The organism is Cellulosimicrobium sp. EB106-03-01-XG111 (assembly GCF_058792115.1).
Map to the genome: position 1 here is coordinate 50,076 of NZ_JBYTEQ010000019.1, position 15,720 is coordinate 65,795.

General features: G+C 75.8%; 11 protein-coding genes. 7 read left to right on the plus strand and 4 right to left on the minus strand.

The genetic code is table 11. The annotated features are described in order from the left end of the window. The first annotated feature begins 55 nt into the window (after window positions 1-55). The 3 genes from AC3WT4_RS15120 to AC3WT4_RS15130 are packed head-to-tail and all read left to right on the plus strand — an operon-like array spanning window position 56 to window position 6,170. Window positions 56-1,744: a DUF3375 domain-containing protein gene (locus AC3WT4_RS15120; RefSeq protein ID WP_257419150.1), complete on the plus strand. Its 1,689-nt coding sequence runs from the start codon at window positions 56-58 to the stop codon at window positions 1,742-1,744. Further along, window positions 1,741-2,493, plus strand: a complete 753-nt coding sequence (locus tag AC3WT4_RS15125) for a DUF4194 domain-containing protein (protein WP_257419149.1) — start codon at window positions 1,741-1,743, stop codon at window positions 2,491-2,493. Before AC3WT4_RS15120 ends, AC3WT4_RS15125 begins: the two co-directional genes overlap by 4 nt. After that, window positions 2,493-6,170 (plus strand): ATP-binding protein, encoded by a 3,678-nt coding sequence (locus AC3WT4_RS15130; protein WP_492315848.1) that lies wholly within the window; start codon window positions 2,493-2,495, stop codon window positions 6,168-6,170. The genes AC3WT4_RS15125 and AC3WT4_RS15130 overlap by 1 nt, the downstream gene beginning before the upstream one ends. A 4-nt stretch (window positions 6,171-6,174) precedes the next feature. Here AC3WT4_RS15130 and AC3WT4_RS15135 read toward each other — a convergent pair whose 3' ends face one another. Further along, the gene (locus tag AC3WT4_RS15135; RefSeq protein WP_492315816.1) at window positions 6,175-6,897 is read right to left on the minus strand and encodes a TetR/AcrR family transcriptional regulator; all 723 of its coding nucleotides are present in this window, start codon (window positions 6,895-6,897) and stop codon (window positions 6,175-6,177) included. A 162-nt stretch (window positions 6,898-7,059) separates the two neighbouring features. Here AC3WT4_RS15135 and AC3WT4_RS15140 point away from each other — a divergent pair, with 162 nt between their 5' ends. After that, the gene (locus tag AC3WT4_RS15140; protein ID WP_492315817.1) at window positions 7,060-8,190 is read left to right on the plus strand and encodes a phosphatase PAP2 family protein; all 1,131 of its coding nucleotides are present in this window, start codon (window positions 7,060-7,062) and stop codon (window positions 8,188-8,190) included. A gap of 156 nt (window positions 8,191-8,346) precedes the next feature. Further along, on the plus strand, window positions 8,347-11,124 hold the full coding sequence (gene topA, locus AC3WT4_RS15145; RefSeq protein ID WP_074810313.1) for a type I DNA topoisomerase: 2,778 nt from the start codon (window positions 8,347-8,349) through the stop codon (window positions 11,122-11,124). Between the two features lie 166 nt (window positions 11,125-11,290). On the opposite strand, the gene AC3WT4_RS15150 is transcribed toward topA, so the two are convergent. From AC3WT4_RS15150 to AC3WT4_RS15160, 3 genes are all read right to left on the minus strand, one after another. Further along, window positions 11,291-12,436, minus strand: a complete 1,146-nt coding sequence (locus tag AC3WT4_RS15150) for a glycerol dehydrogenase (RefSeq protein WP_108051018.1) — start codon at window positions 12,434-12,436, stop codon at window positions 11,291-11,293. Between the two features lie 145 nt (window positions 12,437-12,581). Next, the gene (locus AC3WT4_RS15155) at window positions 12,582-13,319 is read right to left on the minus strand and encodes a hypothetical protein (RefSeq protein ID WP_492315818.1); all 738 of its coding nucleotides are present in this window, start codon (window positions 13,317-13,319) and stop codon (window positions 12,582-12,584) included. Then, window positions 13,316-13,816 (minus strand): PadR family transcriptional regulator, encoded by a 501-nt coding sequence (locus tag AC3WT4_RS15160; protein ID WP_074810307.1) that lies wholly within the window; start codon window positions 13,814-13,816, stop codon window positions 13,316-13,318. Before AC3WT4_RS15160 ends, AC3WT4_RS15155 begins: the two co-directional genes overlap by 4 nt. Window positions 13,817-13,909: 93 nt before the next feature. Here AC3WT4_RS15160 and AC3WT4_RS15165 point away from each other — a divergent pair, with 93 nt between their 5' ends. Then, window positions 13,910-14,416 (plus strand): MarR family winged helix-turn-helix transcriptional regulator, encoded by a 507-nt coding sequence (locus AC3WT4_RS15165; protein WP_108051013.1) that lies wholly within the window; start codon window positions 13,910-13,912, stop codon window positions 14,414-14,416. A 1-nt stretch (window position 14,417) separates the two neighbouring features. Beyond that, window positions 14,418-15,695 (plus strand): MFS transporter, encoded by a 1,278-nt coding sequence (locus AC3WT4_RS15170; protein WP_492315819.1) that lies wholly within the window; start codon window positions 14,418-14,420, stop codon window positions 15,693-15,695. Window positions 15,696-15,720 lie beyond the last annotated feature (25 nt).

Genomic DNA, 15,720 nt, shown 5'->3' on the forward strand with positions numbered 1-15,720 from the left:
GTGGCGCGCCCCGGCCGCCGCCGGGCACCGACCCACCCCGCCCGAGAGGACCTGCGTGCAGCACGACGACGTCGACTCCCTGCGACGGTCGAGCGCGGCGTGGCGGCTCCTGCGCGCGGACACCGCGCCGCTCGTGCTCTCGTTCCTCGGCACCCTGTTCGTCGAGGACAACGTGCGCGCCATCCCGGAGAGCGAGCTCGTCGCGCGCCTCGACGACCACCTGTGGGCGGTCGACGGCCGGGCCGCGCGGGCCTCCGGGACGGAGCCGCGGTACCCGCGCGCCCCGCAGGCCTACGTGGACCACTGGACGCACCCGGACCAGGGCTGGCTGCGCGCCTGGTACCCGCCCGGCTCGGCCGAGCCGCACTACGACGCGACGCCCGCCGTCGAGCAGGCCGTGCGCTGGGTCGCGTCGCTGCGCGGGCGCGGGTTCGTCGGCACCGAGTCCCGGCTCAACACCGTCTTCGAGCTGCTGCGCCAGCTCGCCGTCGGCACGCAGACCGACCCGGCGGAGCGCCTGCGCGAGCTCGAGGAGCGCCGCGCCGCGATCGACGACGAGATCGCCCAGGTGCGCGCCGGGCGCGTCGCGGTCCTCGACGCGGCGGCGCAGCGCGACCGCTACCAGCAGCTCACCCAGACGGCGGCCGACCTGCTCTCCGACTTCCGCGAGGTCGAGGCGAACTTCCGCTCCCTCGACCGGGAGCTGCGCGAGCGCATCACCGGCTGGGACGGCGCGAAGGGCGAGCTGCTCGAGGAGGTGGTGCGGTCGCGCACGGCCATCGCGGAGTCGGACCAGGGGCGGTCGTTCCACGCGTTCTACGACTTCCTCCTCGACCGGCGCCGTCAGGAGGAGTTCGCCGCGCTCGTCGACCGCGTCCAGTCCCTCGACGCGATCGCGCCCGACGTCGTCCGCCCGGCACCCGGGACGCGCGGCCCGGTCGTGGACGCCGCCGCCGCGCAGGCCGCGGCCCGGGAGCAGGAGCACCGCCGCCTGCGCCGCGTCCACTACGACTGGCTTGACGCCGGCGAGCGCACGCAGGCGACCGTGCGGACCCTCTCCGAGCAGCTTCGCCGCTTCCTCGACGACCAGGTGTGGCTCGAGAACCGGCGGGTCATGGACATCCTGCGCGGCGTCGAGGCGAAGGCGCTCGCCGCGCGCGACGTCGCCCGCGCGGCGGGGCGCGCCGGTGCCCCGCCGGGGATGCCGGTCGACGCCGTCGCGCCCGAGGTCGTGCTGCCGACGGAGCGGCCGCTCTTCACGCCGCGTCCCACGGCGCGCCTCGACTCCGACCACGTCGAGGTCGGCGACGACGACTTCGAGGTCGACGCGCTCTACGACCAGGTGCACGTCGACCCCGAGCGCCTCGCGCGCACGGTCCGCGCGACGCTCTCGCGGCCCGGGGGCCCGGGGGAGGTCGCGCTCGCGGACCTGCTCGCCGACGCGCCGCTCGAGCACGGGCTGGCCGAGCTCGTGACGTACCTGTCGCTCGAGGACCCGCGGTTCGTCGTCGTGCACGACGACGAGCGCACCGACGAGGTGCGCTGGGAGGGCGAGGCCCCGGCGGGGCCCGTCGCCGAGGACGGCGCGCCGGACCCGGTGGTCCGCGTCGCGCGCCTGCCCCGCGTCACGTACGCGCGGCGGACGAGCGGCTCCCCGCCCGGCGGGCCCCCCGCCGCACTCGTCGCACGACCCGACGCACGACCCGACGCCGTCCCCGACCCGAGCCCGGAGGAGACCCCGTGAGCACGACCCGCACCGCGCGCGACCCGGAGCTGTCCGTCGTCGTGACGTCGCTGCTCAAGGGCGTCGTCTACCGCGAGTCCGGCGAGGCGCTGTGGCGCGACCTGCTCGCGCGCGAGGCGCAGGTGCGCGACGCCGTCGCGATGCTCGGGCTGCAGGTCGTCGTCGACGAGGGCGACGGCTACGCCTACCTGCGCTCGCAGCCGGAGCACGAGCGCGACGAGCGCGTGCCGCGCCTGATCCCGCGCCGCGAGCTGCCGTTCGACGTCAGCCTGCTGCTCGCCCTCCTGCGCAAGCGGCTCGCGCAGGCGGACTCGGAGGGTGGCGAGACGCGCCTCGTGCTCACGCGCTCGGAGATCGTCGACCTGCTGCGGGTCTTCCTCACCCAGGACGCGGGCGCCGCGGCGAACGAGGCGCGGCTCGTGGACCGGGTCGACGCGCTCGTCCGGCGGGTCGTGGAGCTCGGCTTCCTGCGCCCGGCGGGCCGCCCGGACCCGGACGGCCCCGACGCCGCCGTGTCGGGGGACCCCGGCGACCCGGCCGACGGGGAGGCCCGGCGGTACGAGGTGCGCCGCATCCTCAAGGCGTTCGTCGACGCGCAGTGGCTCGCGGACTTCGACGCGCGCCTCGCGCAGTACCTGGAGCTCGCCGCGGACGGCGGCGGCCCGGGGTCGGGGGCGCGCGCCGGGGCCGGCGCGGGGACAGGCCTGGCGACGGGCACGGCGGGCACGACGACGAGGACGGTGGCGTGATGGAGGGCCTGTTCAGCGCGGTCGAGCTGCACGACCCGGCGGCCGACCTCGACGCGCGCGCCGGGTTCCGGCTCGAGCGCCTCGAGGTGCTCAACTGGGGCACGTTCGACCAGCGGGTGTGGGCGTTCGACCTCGACGGGCGCAACGCCCTCCTCACGGGCGACATCGGCTCGGGCAAGTCGACCATCGTCGACGCGGTCACGACGCTGCTCGTGCCGTCGCACCGGATCTCGTACAACAAGGCGGCCGGGGCGGGCGCGCGCGAGCGCTCGCTGCGGTCGTACGTCGCGGGGCACTACAAGTCGGAGCGCGACGAGGCGACGGGCACGACGCGCCACGTGGGCTTGCGCGAGCGCGGCACGTACTCGGTGGTGCTGGGGAGGTTCTCCAACCGCGGGTTCGACCAGGAGGTCACGCTCGCGCAGGTGTTCTGGCTCGCCCCGGGCCAGGCGGGCCAGCCGGACCGCTTCTTCGTCACGGCGGACCGCCCGCTGACGATCACCGAGGACTTCGCGGGCTTCGGCGGTGACGTCGCGGCGCTGCGCCGCCGCCTGCGCGAGTCCGGCGCGCAGGTGCGCGACCACTTCCCCGACTACGGGCGCGACTTCCGCCGCCTGCTCGGCATCCCGTCGGAGCAGGCCATGGACCTGTTCCACCAGACGGTGTCGATGAAGTCGGTCGGCGACCTCGGCGAGTTCGTGCGCGAGCACATGCTCGAGCCGTTCGACGCCGACCGCTGGACCGACCGGCTCGTCGCCCACTTCGACGACCTGACGAGCGCCCACGACGCCGTCGTGCGGGCCACCGCCCAGATCGAGCGGCTCGCGCCCCTGCTGGCGGACTGCGACGCGCACGACGCGCTGGGGGAGCGGGCCGACGCCCTCGTCGCGCGCCGCGACGCCCTGCGCGCGTTCACCGCGTCGCGCCGCGTGGCGGACCTCGACGGGCTCACCGGCGCCCTCGACGAGCGCGTGGCCGACGGCGAGGCCCGCCGTCGCCGGGTCGTGGACGAGCTCGGGCTGCTCGGGGCCGAGCGGCAGCGGCTCGAGCTGGAGCGCGCGGGCCACGGCGGCGACCGGCTCGCCGCGATCGAGGGCGAGGTCGCGCGCCGCGAGGTCGAGCGCGCCGCGCGCGAGCGCCGCGTCGCCCAGCTCGCCGGGTACGCGGCGGCGGCCGGTCTGACGCTCGGCGCCGCGCAGGGCGCCGAGGCGAGCGGGACGCGCGCCGACGGGGACGCGGCACGCGTGGCCGCCGCGCTCGTCGACGCCGAGGCGTTCGCCGCGCTCCGTCGCGAGGCCGACGACGCCGCCGTGCGCGTGCGCGACGACCTCGCCCGGGCGGAGGAGCACGCGAGCGAGGTCGCGGCGCAGGTCCGCGCCGTCGAGCAGGAGACGGCCGACGTCAAGGCCGAGCTCGCGAGCCTCGCCGACCGCCGGTCCAACCTGCCGCGCACCCACCTGGAGGTCCGGGACCGGCTGTGCGCCGGCGTCGGGCTCGCGCCGGGCGACGTCCCGTTCGTGGGCGAGCTGCTCGCCGTCCGCCCCGAGCACGCCGACTGGGAGGGCGCGGCCGAGCGCGTGCTGCGCGGCTTCGCGCTCTCGCTCCTCGTGCCGGCGGCGCACTACGACGCGGTGTCCGCGTGGGTCGACCGCGAGCACCTCGGGCTGCGGCTCGTCTACCACCGGGTGCCCGAGCGCGTCCCGGCCGCCCGTCCCGCGCCGCGCGAGGACGGCGTGCCGCTCCTCGCCGACCTGCTCGACGTGCGCCGTCTCGACGACGCGCCGACCCTCACGGCCTGGGTCGAGGCCGAGCTCGAGCGCCGGGCCGACCATGCGTGCGCTCCGGACCTCGACGCGTTCCGCCGCCTCCCGCGCGCGATCACGCGCGCCGGGCAGGTCAAGCACTCGCCGGACCACCACGAGAAGAACGACACGCGCGCGGTCGACGACCGCCGGGGCTACGTGCTGGGCTGGTCGACGCAGGCGAAGATCGACGCGCTGCTCGAGCAGGCCGCCGAGGTCACGGCGCGTCGCGACGCGCTGGCACGGCGTCGGGACGACGCGGCCGCCGCGCGCGAGGCCCTCCAGGCCCGCTCCGCCGCGCTCGGGCGGCTCGACGTCTACCGCGACTGGGACGAGCTCGACCGCGGCGCCGAGACGGCGCGCATCGCCGAGCTCGCCGAGGAGAAGCGGCGGCTCGAGCAGGCGAGCGACGAGCTCGGCCGCCTCGCGGCGCTCCTCGACGACAACGCGCGCCGTCAGGCGGAGCTCGAGGCGGAGCGCGACCGCGTCGTCGCGACGCTCGGCGCCGACCGGCACGCGCTCGACGAGGCGCGGACGGCGCGCGAGCGGGCCCGCGCCGTGCTCGACGGCGCGGGCGAGACGCTCGACGCGGAGACGACGGCGGCCCTCGCCGCGGAGTTCGACCGGGAGCTCGCGGGGTCCGGTGGCGCGGGCCCGGACGGCGGGGCCGACGGCCCGACGCGCGCGGCCGACCTCGACGCCGTCGAGAACGCGGTGCGCTCGCGGCTCACCGCCGAGGCCGAGCAGGCGCAGCGCGAGCGCGCGGACCTCGGGACCCGGATCGCGGGCCAGATGGCCTCGTTCCGGTCCGCGTACCCCGTCGAGACCGCGGAGCTCGACGCGGACGTGCGGTCGGCCGACGGCTACCGCGAGATCCACGACCGGCTCGTGCGCGACGACCTCCCGCGGTTCGAGGCCGACTTCAAGGCGTACCTCAACACCAACGCGATCCGCGACATCGCGGGCTTCGCGGCCGAGCTCGCCAAGCAGGCCGACGTCATCCGCGACCGGATCGACACGATCAACGACTCGCTCCGCGCGATCGACTACAACCCGGGCCGGTACATCCGCCTGGAGATGTCGCGCACGCCCAACCTCGAGGTGCGCGAGTTCCAGCAGGACCTGCGCGCGTGCACCGACGGCGACGGGATCCTCGCCGAGGACGACCGCGCCCTCGCCGAGGGCGACGGGTCGCTCGCCGACGGCGCGCTGTCGTACTCGGAGGACCGGTTCCTGCGGGTCAAGGCGCTCGTCGAGCGGTTCCGCGGCCGGGAGGGCATGACGGACCTCGACGAGGCGTGGCGCCGCCGCGTGACCGACGTCCGCAACTGGTTCGTGCTCTCCGCGTCCGAGCGTTCCCGCGCCGACGACTCCGAGCACGAGCACTACTCCGACTCCGGCGGCAAGTCCGGCGGCCAGAAGGAGAAGCTCGCCTACACGGTGCTCGCGGCGTCGCTCGCCTACCAGTTCAAGCTCGACTGGGGAGCGGTGCGCTCGACGGCGTTCCGGTTCGTCGTCATCGACGAGGCGTTCGGCCGGGGGTCGGACGAGTCGACGCGCTTCGCCCTCGAGCTGTTCCGGCGACTCGGGCTGCAGCTCCTCATCGTCACGCCGCTGCAGAAGATCCACGTCATCGAGCCGTACATCTCGGCCGTCGGGTTCGTGGACAACCCGACCGGCCGGTCGTCGCGCCTGCGGACGCTGTCCATCGCCGCGTACCGCGAGGGCCGCCGGGAGGGCGACGCCGCGCCGTCGGTGGGCGAGGCCTCCCCGTCGGTGGGCGACGCGACGCCGTCGGAGGGCGGCGCCGAGCGCGCGGTCGAGGCGGTGCCCGAGACCCTGCCGGAGGCCGTGCCGGAGAGCGTGGCGCCGTAGCGCGTCAGGCGAGCGGGCGGGGCCGCCGGGCGCCCGCCAGGGTCGCGGCGAGGACGGCCTCGATCGCGAACGCGGTCGCCTCCGCGAGGTCGACGGCGTCGGGGTCGAGCAGCCACTGGGTCTGGAGGCCGTCCATCGCGGCGATGATCGTCGACGCGGCGAGGTCGAGCGCGCGGTCGTCGGGCACGGCGGCCGTCTCGTCGCCCGCGGCCCGCCGCTCCTCGACGACCTCGCGGAGCGCGCCGGCGACGTCGGCGCGCAGCCCGGCGAAGCGCGCGGTGACCCACGCGCGCGCCGGGTGGTCGTCCGTGACGGCCTCCCCGGTGAGGACCGTGTAGGTCTGCACGATCCCCGGGCGCTCGGTGTTGGCCGCCGCGGTCGCGACGAGGTGCCGGAGCAGGTCGAGCCCGGCCGGCATGTGCTGCCCCTCGAGGTGTGCGACGCCGTCGCGGTCGCGGGCCGCGAGGACCTCGGTGAGGAGGCGCTCCTTCGAGCCGAAGTGGTGCAGCACCCCGGCGTGCGTGATCCCCACCTGCTCGGCGACCTCCGCGAGCGAGCCCTGGTGGTAGCCCCGGGACCCGAAGACGCGCGTCGCCGCGCGGAGGATCTCCTCCCTGCGCTCCGCCGTCCCGGGGCGCGGGCGCCGGGGCCGCGGACCGGGGGAGGACGCGGGGCCGCTCGCGCCGCCGTCGGCGTCGGCGCTCGGCGCGGGGGAGGCGTCGGTCATGGCGTCACCCTACTGGCGGCCCGCGGCGCGCCGTCCGGGACCGTCGACCGGGACCGTCGACCGGGGCGTCCGGACCACGCGCCCGGACCGGTCCGAGGCAGCGCCCGGAGCTCTTCCCGCCGTCTTCCCCGAATGCGCACACGCGTCCTCTACGGTGGTGGGATGCCTTCCGACCACGCCCCGACCCGGCCGCTGCCGACCAGCGGCGGGGCGGGTACGCGGCCGCTCCCGGCGACGCAGCCGATGCCGCCCACGCCCGGACCGGCGGCCGCGCCGCCGCCCGCCGCAGTGCCCCCAGCGGGCCCCGCCGCAGGCCTCCCCGCAGCGCCCTCCGCCGGGACCCCGTACCCGCCCGTCCCGCAGGCCGCGGGCGCTCCCCCCGCCCCGGCGCCGCGCAGGGCGCCGCACGCGCACGCCGTCCCGGGGCCCGGCGGGCCGAGCACGGGCTCGCGCGTGGTCGCGGGCGTCGTCGCGCTGCTCGCGGTCGCGGGGGCGTGGCTCGTGTGGCGGTTCTTCGTCGACACGTTCGCCGGGCAGATGCTCGAGCGGGCGGCGTTCGACGGCGCCGTGACCGGCCAGGGGGAGCTGTGGGCGGTCGCCGAGCCGGTGCTCGACACGGTCTCGGTCGCGTTCGTCGTGGGCGGTCTCGGCGCCGCGATGGGCATCGCGCTGCTGCGCCGCCGCTGGGGCCTCGCGGTGCAGGTCGCGTTCCTCGTCGTCGGCGCGAACGTCACGACGCAGCTCGTGAAGCACTCGCTCCTCGGTCGCGAGGAGCTCATCGGCGGCTGGCACTGGGAGAACTCGCTGCCCAGCGGCCACACCACCGTCGCGGGGTCGGTGGCGGCCGCCCTGCTGCTCGTCGTGCCGCGCGGGGCGCGGCCGCTCGTCGCCGTCCTCGGTGGTGCGTACACCGCCGCCACGGGGATCTCGACCCTGGTCGGCCAGTGGCACCGCCCGAGCGACGTCGTCGCCGCGGTCCTCGTGGTCCTCGCGTGGGCCGCGCTCGTGTGCGTCTTCACGCCGCGCTCGGCGCTCGACCCGGGCGCCGGGCCCACGCCCGGCTCGACCGTCACGGCGGTGCTCCTCCTGCTCGGCGCGGCCGCGGCGGGCGTCGGAGCGCTGCTCGCGCTGCGTGCGACGCCCGCGACCTGGGGCACGACGGCGGCCCAGGAGGTGACGGCCTACGCGGGCGGCGTCGCGGGGGTGCTGGCGGTGACGGCCGCGGCGTTCGCGGTGCTGCTCCTGGTCCGTCAGTCCACAGCCCGCCCCGACCCGCGTCCCGTTCGGGGGTAGGGTGCGTGCGGCTGGCGCGACGGGAGTAACGTCGTAGGCTGCCACGGCGGGCGACCGGAGGGTCGTCCCGGGTCGCCGGGCCCCGGCGGGGCCCCGCCGCCGTCGGGCAGGGAGCGCCCGCCACGGACACGTACGCACGGACGAAAGCAGGATCGGATGCCACGCAAGCTCGTGATCGTCGAGTCGCCCGCCAAGGCTCGCAAGATCCAGGGCTACCTCGGCGACGACTACGAGGTCGAGGCGAGCGTCGGGCACATCCGCGACCTGCCGCAGCCGTCCGAGCTGCCCGCGGACATGAAGAAGGGCCCGTACGGGAAGTTCGCGGTCGACGTCGACCACGGCTTCGACCCGTACTACGAGGTCTACGCGGACAAGAAGAAGAAGGTCGCGGAGCTCAAGCGCGCGCTCAAGGACGCCGACGAGCTCTACCTCGCGACGGACGAGGACCGCGAGGGCGAGGCCATCGCGTGGCACCTCCTGGAGGCGCTCAAGCCCAAGGTCCCGGTCAAGCGCATGGTCTTCCACGAGATCACGCGCGAGGCGATCCAGCGGGCGCTCCAGAACACGCGCGACCTCGACGAGCACCTCGTCGACGCGCAGGAGACCCGCCGCATCCTCGACCGCCTCTACGGCTACGAGGTCTCGCCGGTGCTGTGGCGCAAGATCGCCCAGGGGCTCTCGGCCGGCCGCGTGCAGTCGGTCGCGACGCGCCTCGTCGTCGAGCGCGAGCGCGAGCGCATGGCGTTCGTCCCCGCCGAGTACTGGGACGTCACGGGGACCTTCGAGCACGCCGACGCCTCGGCACCGGACGCGGGCAAGGCGTTCGGCGCCCGGCTCGTGCAGCTCGGCGACAAGCGCGTCGCCTCGGGCCGTGACTTCGACGACCGCGGGCAGCTCAAGCCTGCGGCGGCGCGCGACGGCGTCGCGCACCTCGACGAGACGACGGCGCGCGCCGTCGTGACGGGCCTCGCGGACGCGGCGTTCGCCGTGCGGTCGCTCGAGACCAAGCCGTACACGCGCCGTCCCGCGGCGCCGTTCACGACGTCGACCCTCCAGCAGGAGGCCAGCCGCAAGCTGCGCATGTCGTCGCGCCAGGCCATGCGCACCGCGCAGTCGCTGTACGAGAACGGCTACATCACCTACATGCGTACGGACTCGCCGTCGCTGTCGGCGGAGGCCACCACGGCCGCCCGCCGCCAGGCGGCCGAGCTCTACGGCCCCGAGTTCGTCCCGGAGAAGCCGCGCGTCTACGCCGCGAAGAACCAGGGCGCGCAGGAGGCGCACGAGGCGATCCGGCCCGCGGGCGACTCGTTCCGCACGCCCGCGCAGGTCAAGCGCGAGCTGAGCGACGACCAGTTCAAGCTCTACGAGCTCGTGTGGAAGCGCACCGTCGCGTCGCAGATGGCGGACGCGAAGGGGTCGACGGCGTCCGTCCGCCTCGGCGCGACCCTCTCGTCCGCTGCGGGCGACGTCGCGGGCCGCGACGCGGTGTTCGCCGCGTCGGGCACCGTCATCACGTTCCGCGGGTTCCTGGCCGCGTACGAGGAGAGCTCGGACGTCGACCGGTACGCGGAGGACGCGCCCGTCGTCGGCGCCAAGGGCGACGACGACGCGCGCCTGCCGCAGATGAGCGAGGGCGACGCCCTGCGCGCCGACGACCTCACGGCCGACGGGCACTCCACGTCCGCGCCGCCGCGGTACACCGAGGCCAGCCTCGTCAAGGCGCTCGAGGAGCTCGGGATCGGGCGGCCGTCGACGTACGCGTCGACGATCTCGACGATCCAGGACCGTGGGTACGTGCTGTCGCGCGGGCAGGCGCTCGTGCCGAGCTGGCTCGCGTTCGCCGTCGTGCGGCTGCTCGAGGAGCACTTCGACCGGCTCGTCGACTACGACTTCACCGCGCGCATGGAGGCCGACCTCGACGAGATCGCCGCCGGGCGCCGCGACCGCGTCGCGTGGCTCACCGAGTTCTACTTCGGCGACGCCGCGAAGGGCGAGGACGCCGAGGGTCTGCGCGACCTCGTCGCGAACCTCGGCGACATCGACGCGCGCGGCATCAACTCGGTGCCGATCGGCGAGGGCATCCAGCTCCGCGTCGGGCGGTACGGGCCCTACGTCGAAGACCTCTCCGTCCCCGTCAAGGAGGGCGAGAACCCGCCGCGCGCGTCCGTGCCCGACGACGTCGCCCCCGACGAGCTGACCGTCGCCAAGGCGCGCGAGCTGCTCGCCGCGGGTGCCGACGACGGCAAGGTCCTCGGCACCGACCCGGTGTCCGGCCACGAGATCATCGCCAAGGCGGGCCGCTACGGCCCGTACGTCACCGAGGTGCTCGACCTCCCCCCGATCGACACGAGCCTCTCGGCCGCCGCGCAGAAGAAGGCGAAGGCCGCGCAGCCCAAGCCGCGCACGGCGTCGCTGCTCAAGACGCAGTCGCTCGACACGATCACGATCGACGACGCGCTGCGCCTGCTGTCGCTGCCGCGCGTCGTCGGGACGGACCCGGAGTCGGGCGAGGAGATCACGGCGCAGAACGGCCGCTACGGCCCGTACCTCAAGAAGGGCACCGACTCGCGGTCGCTGCCCGACGAGGAGTCGATGTTCACCGTCACCCTCGACGAGGCGCTCGAGCTGTACAAGCAGCCCAAGCGTGGACGCGGCCAGCGTGCCGCGACGCCGCCGCTGCGTGAGCTCGGTGACGACCCGAACAGCGGCAAGCCGATCGTCGTCAAGGACGGCCGGTTCGGCGCGTACGTCACCGACGGCGAGACGAACCGCACGCTGCCCCGCGACGTCACGCCCGAGTCGATCACGCCCGAGCAGGCGATCGAGCTCCTCGCGGAGAAGCGCGCGCAGGGCCCGGCGAAGAAGCGCACCACGGCCCGCAAGCCGGCCGCGAAGAAGGCCCCCGCCAAGAAGACGGCCGCCAAGAAGTAGCGGCGGTTCGCGGCCGACACCCGTCACCCGTCACCCGTCGCTCGACCAGGCGATCGTGGCGCGTCCGGGTTGCCGGACGAGCCAGATGCTCCTGGTCGCGGGGCAGTACCGCCTGGTCGACCGTCCCGGGCCCTCCGGCGGCGGCGGGCCCGGGACGGGGGAACCGTCAGTGGGCGGTGTGCTTGACCGGCTCCGGGAGGCCGGCCTCGGCGCGGACGCGGCGGGAAAAGCCCTCGATGGAGCGCAGCGCGTCCACGAGCTCGGGCACGCGCACGGGGAACGGCATGGCGTGGATCGTCTCGCCCTCCGCGGTGGCGGCTTCGGCGACGCGCGTGAGGTCGTGCACGTCGTCGGCGGTCAGGCCGATCTCGGTGAGCGTGTTCGGCAGGCCGACGCGCGTCGTGAAGCGCACGAACTCCTCGATCTCCTCGGTCGGCGCGCCCTCCAGCACGAGCTGCGTCACGGAGCCGATGTTCACCTTCTGGCCGTGCGTGAGCCCGTGCGTCTGGGGCGCGGCGGTGAGGCCGTTGTGGATGGCGTGCGCCGCCGCGAGGCCGCCGGACTCGAAGCCCAGCCCGGACAGGAGCGTGTTCGCCTCGACGACCTTCTCGACCGCGGGCGTCACGAGGTGGTTCTTCACCGCGTCGATCGCGGGCAGCGCGTTCTCCCAGAGGATGTCCCACGAGAGCTGCGCGAGCGCCGTGCCCGTGACGAGGGGGAGGCCACCGGCCATGGTCGACGCGTTCGCCTCGGCGACGGCGCGCGCCTCGATCCACGTCGCGAGCGCGTCACCGACGCCGGCGACGAGGAACTTCACGGGCGCGTTCGCGACGAGGCCCGTGTCGACGAGCACGAGGTCCGGGTTGTGCGGGAAGAACCGATACTCCTCGAAGGCGCCGTCCTCGGTGTAGATGACGGACAGCGCGGAGCACGGGGCGTCGGTGGACGCGACCGTCGGCACGGAGACCCAGCGGATGCCGCGCAGGTGGCCCGCGGCCTTGACCGCGTCGATGGTCGAGCCGCCACCGATGCCGACGATCACGTCAGCGCCGAGCTCGTCGATCTCGCGCGCGAGCCGGTCGACCTCGGCGGCGGTCGCGTACGTGCCGAAGCCGGTGCGGTGGCGGGGGAGGTCCTGCTCCTGGAAGGACACGGCGACGGTGTCCTGGACGATGCCCCACACGACGTCGTCGGCGACGAGCAGCGGCTTCGTGCCGATCGGCCGGACGAACTCGCCGAGGCGGGTGAGCGCACCGCGGGCCTGGACGTAGCGCAGCGGGCTGATGAGCGTGCGGACGGGAACCTCGGACATCGTGGCCTCCTGTGGAGTCGGTGGGTCGCCGTCGGGCGCGCCGCAGCCGTGCGAGGCCGGTGCCCGCCGGCCTTCCCCACCGTGTCACGCGTCCCCGGGGACCACCACCGGGACGCCGGGGCGCGTGACCTTGGTCCCGCTCGGGTCAGCGGGCCAGCAGCGCGATCGAGCCGAGCACGACCGTCACGGCGGGCAGGAGCAGCACACCCCAGCGCCCGGTGCGGTCGGTGCGGTCGTGCGGTGCGTCGTCGCGCGGGTCGACGACGGGATCGCCGGAGCCCTGCTCGCGCAGACCCCAGACGGTCCCTGCGGCGAGGGCGAGCGCGGCCGCGACCAGGACGGGGACCGCGGGCAGGGTGGCGACCGGGGCGCGCAGCGTGACCGCGACGGCCACGAGGGCAGCCGTCACGACCATGTTCCCGAGGACGGTCAGCACGGGGTGGGCGAGCGCGGCGCGCAGCAGCCGGTCGCCGGCGCGCCACAGCCCGACGAACCCCGCGAGCGCGGCGACGAGGACGAGGAGCATCCCGGCCGGGACCACGAGGGCGGCGCCGTCGAGCGCGGGCCGCAGCGACCACAGCACGCCGAGCATCCCGACCGTCTGCACGGCGGAGGCGGCCACCGTCCGCCCGATCGAGGAGCTCGACTGGGCGGGGTCCTCGGGCAGGTCGAGCGAGCGCGCGTACGCGACGGGGTCGCCGAACGCCTCCTGGGCGGTCTCGCCGGAGTCGACGACGTGCGCGTCCACCTCGGCGAGCACCGCGCCGATGCGCGCTCCGGCGACGCCCTGGAGCCGCAGCTCCAGCAGGAGCGCCTCGGCCCAGCGCGGGTCGACGTGCGGCGCGTGGCGGCGCTCGATCGTGTAGCGGGTCGTGTCGCTCATCGGGGGGTCCTTGTCGGGGTGGGGTCGGGAGGGGATGCGTCGGCCGGGATCGCGCCCGGCGCCGGGGCAAGTTCTGGTCCTGGGTCGGCGCCCTTGTGCGCGCCGACGTGAGGGGCGAGGCCCGCGGTCGGGCTCGGGTCGTCCGGCGAGGGCGCGCCGGAGGCGCCCGCGACGAGGGTGGTCGCCGCCGACGTCACGGCGTCCCAGCGCGAGGTCGCGTCGGCGAGCGCGCCACGGCCCTGGTCCGTGACGGCGTAGTACCGACGGCTCGGCCCGCGGTCCCCCTGGTGCCAGGAGGTCGTGACGAGGCCGTCGTCCTCCAGGCGCTGCAGCAGCGGGTAGAGCGTGCCGCCCTTGACGGTGCCGAGGCCCGCCTCGGCGAGCGACCGCGTGATGGCGTAGCCGTAGGTGGGGCCGTGGGTCGCGACGACCGCGAGCACGCACAGCGGCAGCACGCCGCGCAGGAGCTCGCGGTCGAGCCGCTCGTCGAACCTCATGGCTAGACAGTACGACTATCTAGTTAGGGCAGCAACCTAGTAGTTGGACGGCGAGTCTCGACCTGAGCGTATGAGTGCTGTTATAACAGCGCTATGACTTCTTCGGACCCGACCACGGTCCCCGGCCGCTGGGACTCCCTGCACGCCGTGCTCCGACGCCTCGACGACGAGATCGAGACCGTCTACGCGGACCGCGGGATCGTGGGCGTGCGCCCGCGCTTCGTCTACCCGCTCATCCGGCTCGCGCACACCGGACCCCTGACCATCCGGGAGCTCGCGGCCTCGCTCGGGCGGACGCACTCGGCGATGAGCCAGACGGTCACCGCGATGCGGCGCGAGGGCCTCGTCGAGACCGAGCCCGGCGCGGACGCCCGCACGCGACGCGTCGCGCTCACCGCACGAGCGCGCGAGCTCGTCCCGCTCCTCGAGGCGGAGTGGCGGGCGACCGAGGAGTCCGTCGCCGAGATCGACGACGAGCTGCCGCACGCGCTGAGCGCGGTCGTCGTCGAGCTGGAGCGCGTGCTCGCCCGCAGGTCGCTGCGCGAGCGGCTCGTCGAGCGCCTCGACGCGGCCGGCCACCCGGCGCCGCGGGAGCGCTGAGGTGCGCGACCACGTCCTCGACCTGCGGCCGCTGCGCGCGAGCCGCGCGTACCGCGACCTGTGGGCCGGGTCGGCCGTGGGTGGCCTCGGCTTCCAGATCGCGAACGTCGCGGTGCTGCTCCAGGTCTGGGAGCTCACCCGCAGCCCGCTGTGGACGGGCACGATCGGCCTCGCGACCGCGGTCCCGCTCCTGACGCTCGGGCTGGTGGGAGGCCATCTCGCCGACGTCCACGACCGTCGCACCCTCATGCGTCTCGCCGCCGTCGGGCAGGTGCTCGCCGCGGCCGGCCTCGCCGCGCAGGCGCTCGCGGGGAACCGGTCGGTGTGGCTCCTGCTCGGGCTCGTCGCGGCAGGCGCGGCGTGCAACGCGCTCGGCTCGCCGGCGCGTCGGACCGTGCCGCCCCGGCTGCTGCCGCCCGACCAGGTGGCGGCGGGGCTCGCGCTGCAGAACCTCGCGTTCCAGGTGGCCATGCTGGTCGGGCCCGCGCTCGCGGGCCTCGTCCTGGCGCGCTGGGACCTGCCCGCGGCGTACGGCCTCCAGGCAGTGGCCGCCGTCGTCGCGCTGCTCGGGCTCGTGCGCCTCCCGCCCCTGCCCCCGCTCTCCGCCGGCCCCTCGGCCACGACGGGCCCGGCCGCCGCGACGCCCGGGCCCGCGCCGCGCCGTCGGGCGGCCGCGGGCGGGTGGTCGATCGTGTGGCGCAAGCCGACGCTGCGCGGCGCGTTCGCGACGGACGTCGCGGCGACCGTGCTCGCCATGCCCGTCTCGCTCTTCCCGCTCGTCAACGAGATCCGGTTCGACGGCGACCCCCGCACCCTCGGCCTGTTCCTCTCGGCGGTCGCGGTGGGAGGGATCGGCGCCGGCCTCCTGTCGGGGGCCGTGACGCGGGCGCCGCGCTCGGGCGCGCTGCAGCTCGCTGCGGCGGCGACGTGGGGCGTCGCGCTCGCCGGGTTCGGGCTCGCGGGGCCGCTGTGGCTCGCGCTCGCGTGCCTGGCGGTCGCCGGTGCGGCGGACACCGTCTCGGTCGTGACGCGCGGCGCGCTGGTGCAGCTCGAGACGCCCGACGAGTTCCGCGGACGGGTGTCCTCGGTCGAGCACGTGGTGGGCGTCGCCGGCCCGGAGGTCGGGAACTTCCGCGGGGGAGTGCTCGCGTCGCTGACGTCCGCGCCCGTCGCCCTGGTGGCGGGCGGGCTGGTGGCGAGCGCCGTCGTCGGGCTCGTCGCGTGGCGCAACGCCCCGCTGCGCCGCTACCGCACCCCGGCCCCCCTCCCGGTCCCGTGAGTGCGTGAAACAGTCGCGCCGGGGC

Coding starts and splice junctions, on each gene's coding strand:
- topA (WP_074810313.1), top strand. CDS start 8,347: ATGCCACGCAAGCTCGTGATCGTCGAGTCGCCCGCCAAGGCTCGCAAG.
- AC3WT4_RS15140 (WP_492315817.1), top strand. CDS start 7,060: ATGCCTTCCGACCACGCCCCGACCCGGCCGCTGCCGACCAGCGGCGGG.
- AC3WT4_RS15130 (WP_492315848.1), top strand. CDS start 2,493: ATGGAGGGCCTGTTCAGCGCGGTCGAGCTGCACGACCCGGCGGCCGAC.
- AC3WT4_RS15155 (WP_492315818.1), bottom strand. CDS start 13,319: ATGAGCGACACGACCCGCTACACGATCGAGCGCCGCCACGCGCCGCAC.
- AC3WT4_RS15165 (WP_108051013.1), top strand. CDS start 13,910: ATGACTTCTTCGGACCCGACCACGGTCCCCGGCCGCTGGGACTCCCTG.
- AC3WT4_RS15160 (WP_074810307.1), bottom strand. CDS start 13,816: ATGAGGTTCGACGAGCGGCTCGACCGCGAGCTCCTGCGCGGCGTGCTG.
- AC3WT4_RS15135 (WP_492315816.1), bottom strand. CDS start 6,897: ATGACCGACGCCTCCCCCGCGCCGAGCGCCGACGCCGACGGCGGCGCG.
- AC3WT4_RS15150 (WP_108051018.1), bottom strand. CDS start 12,436: ATGTCCGAGGTTCCCGTCCGCACGCTCATCAGCCCGCTGCGCTACGTC.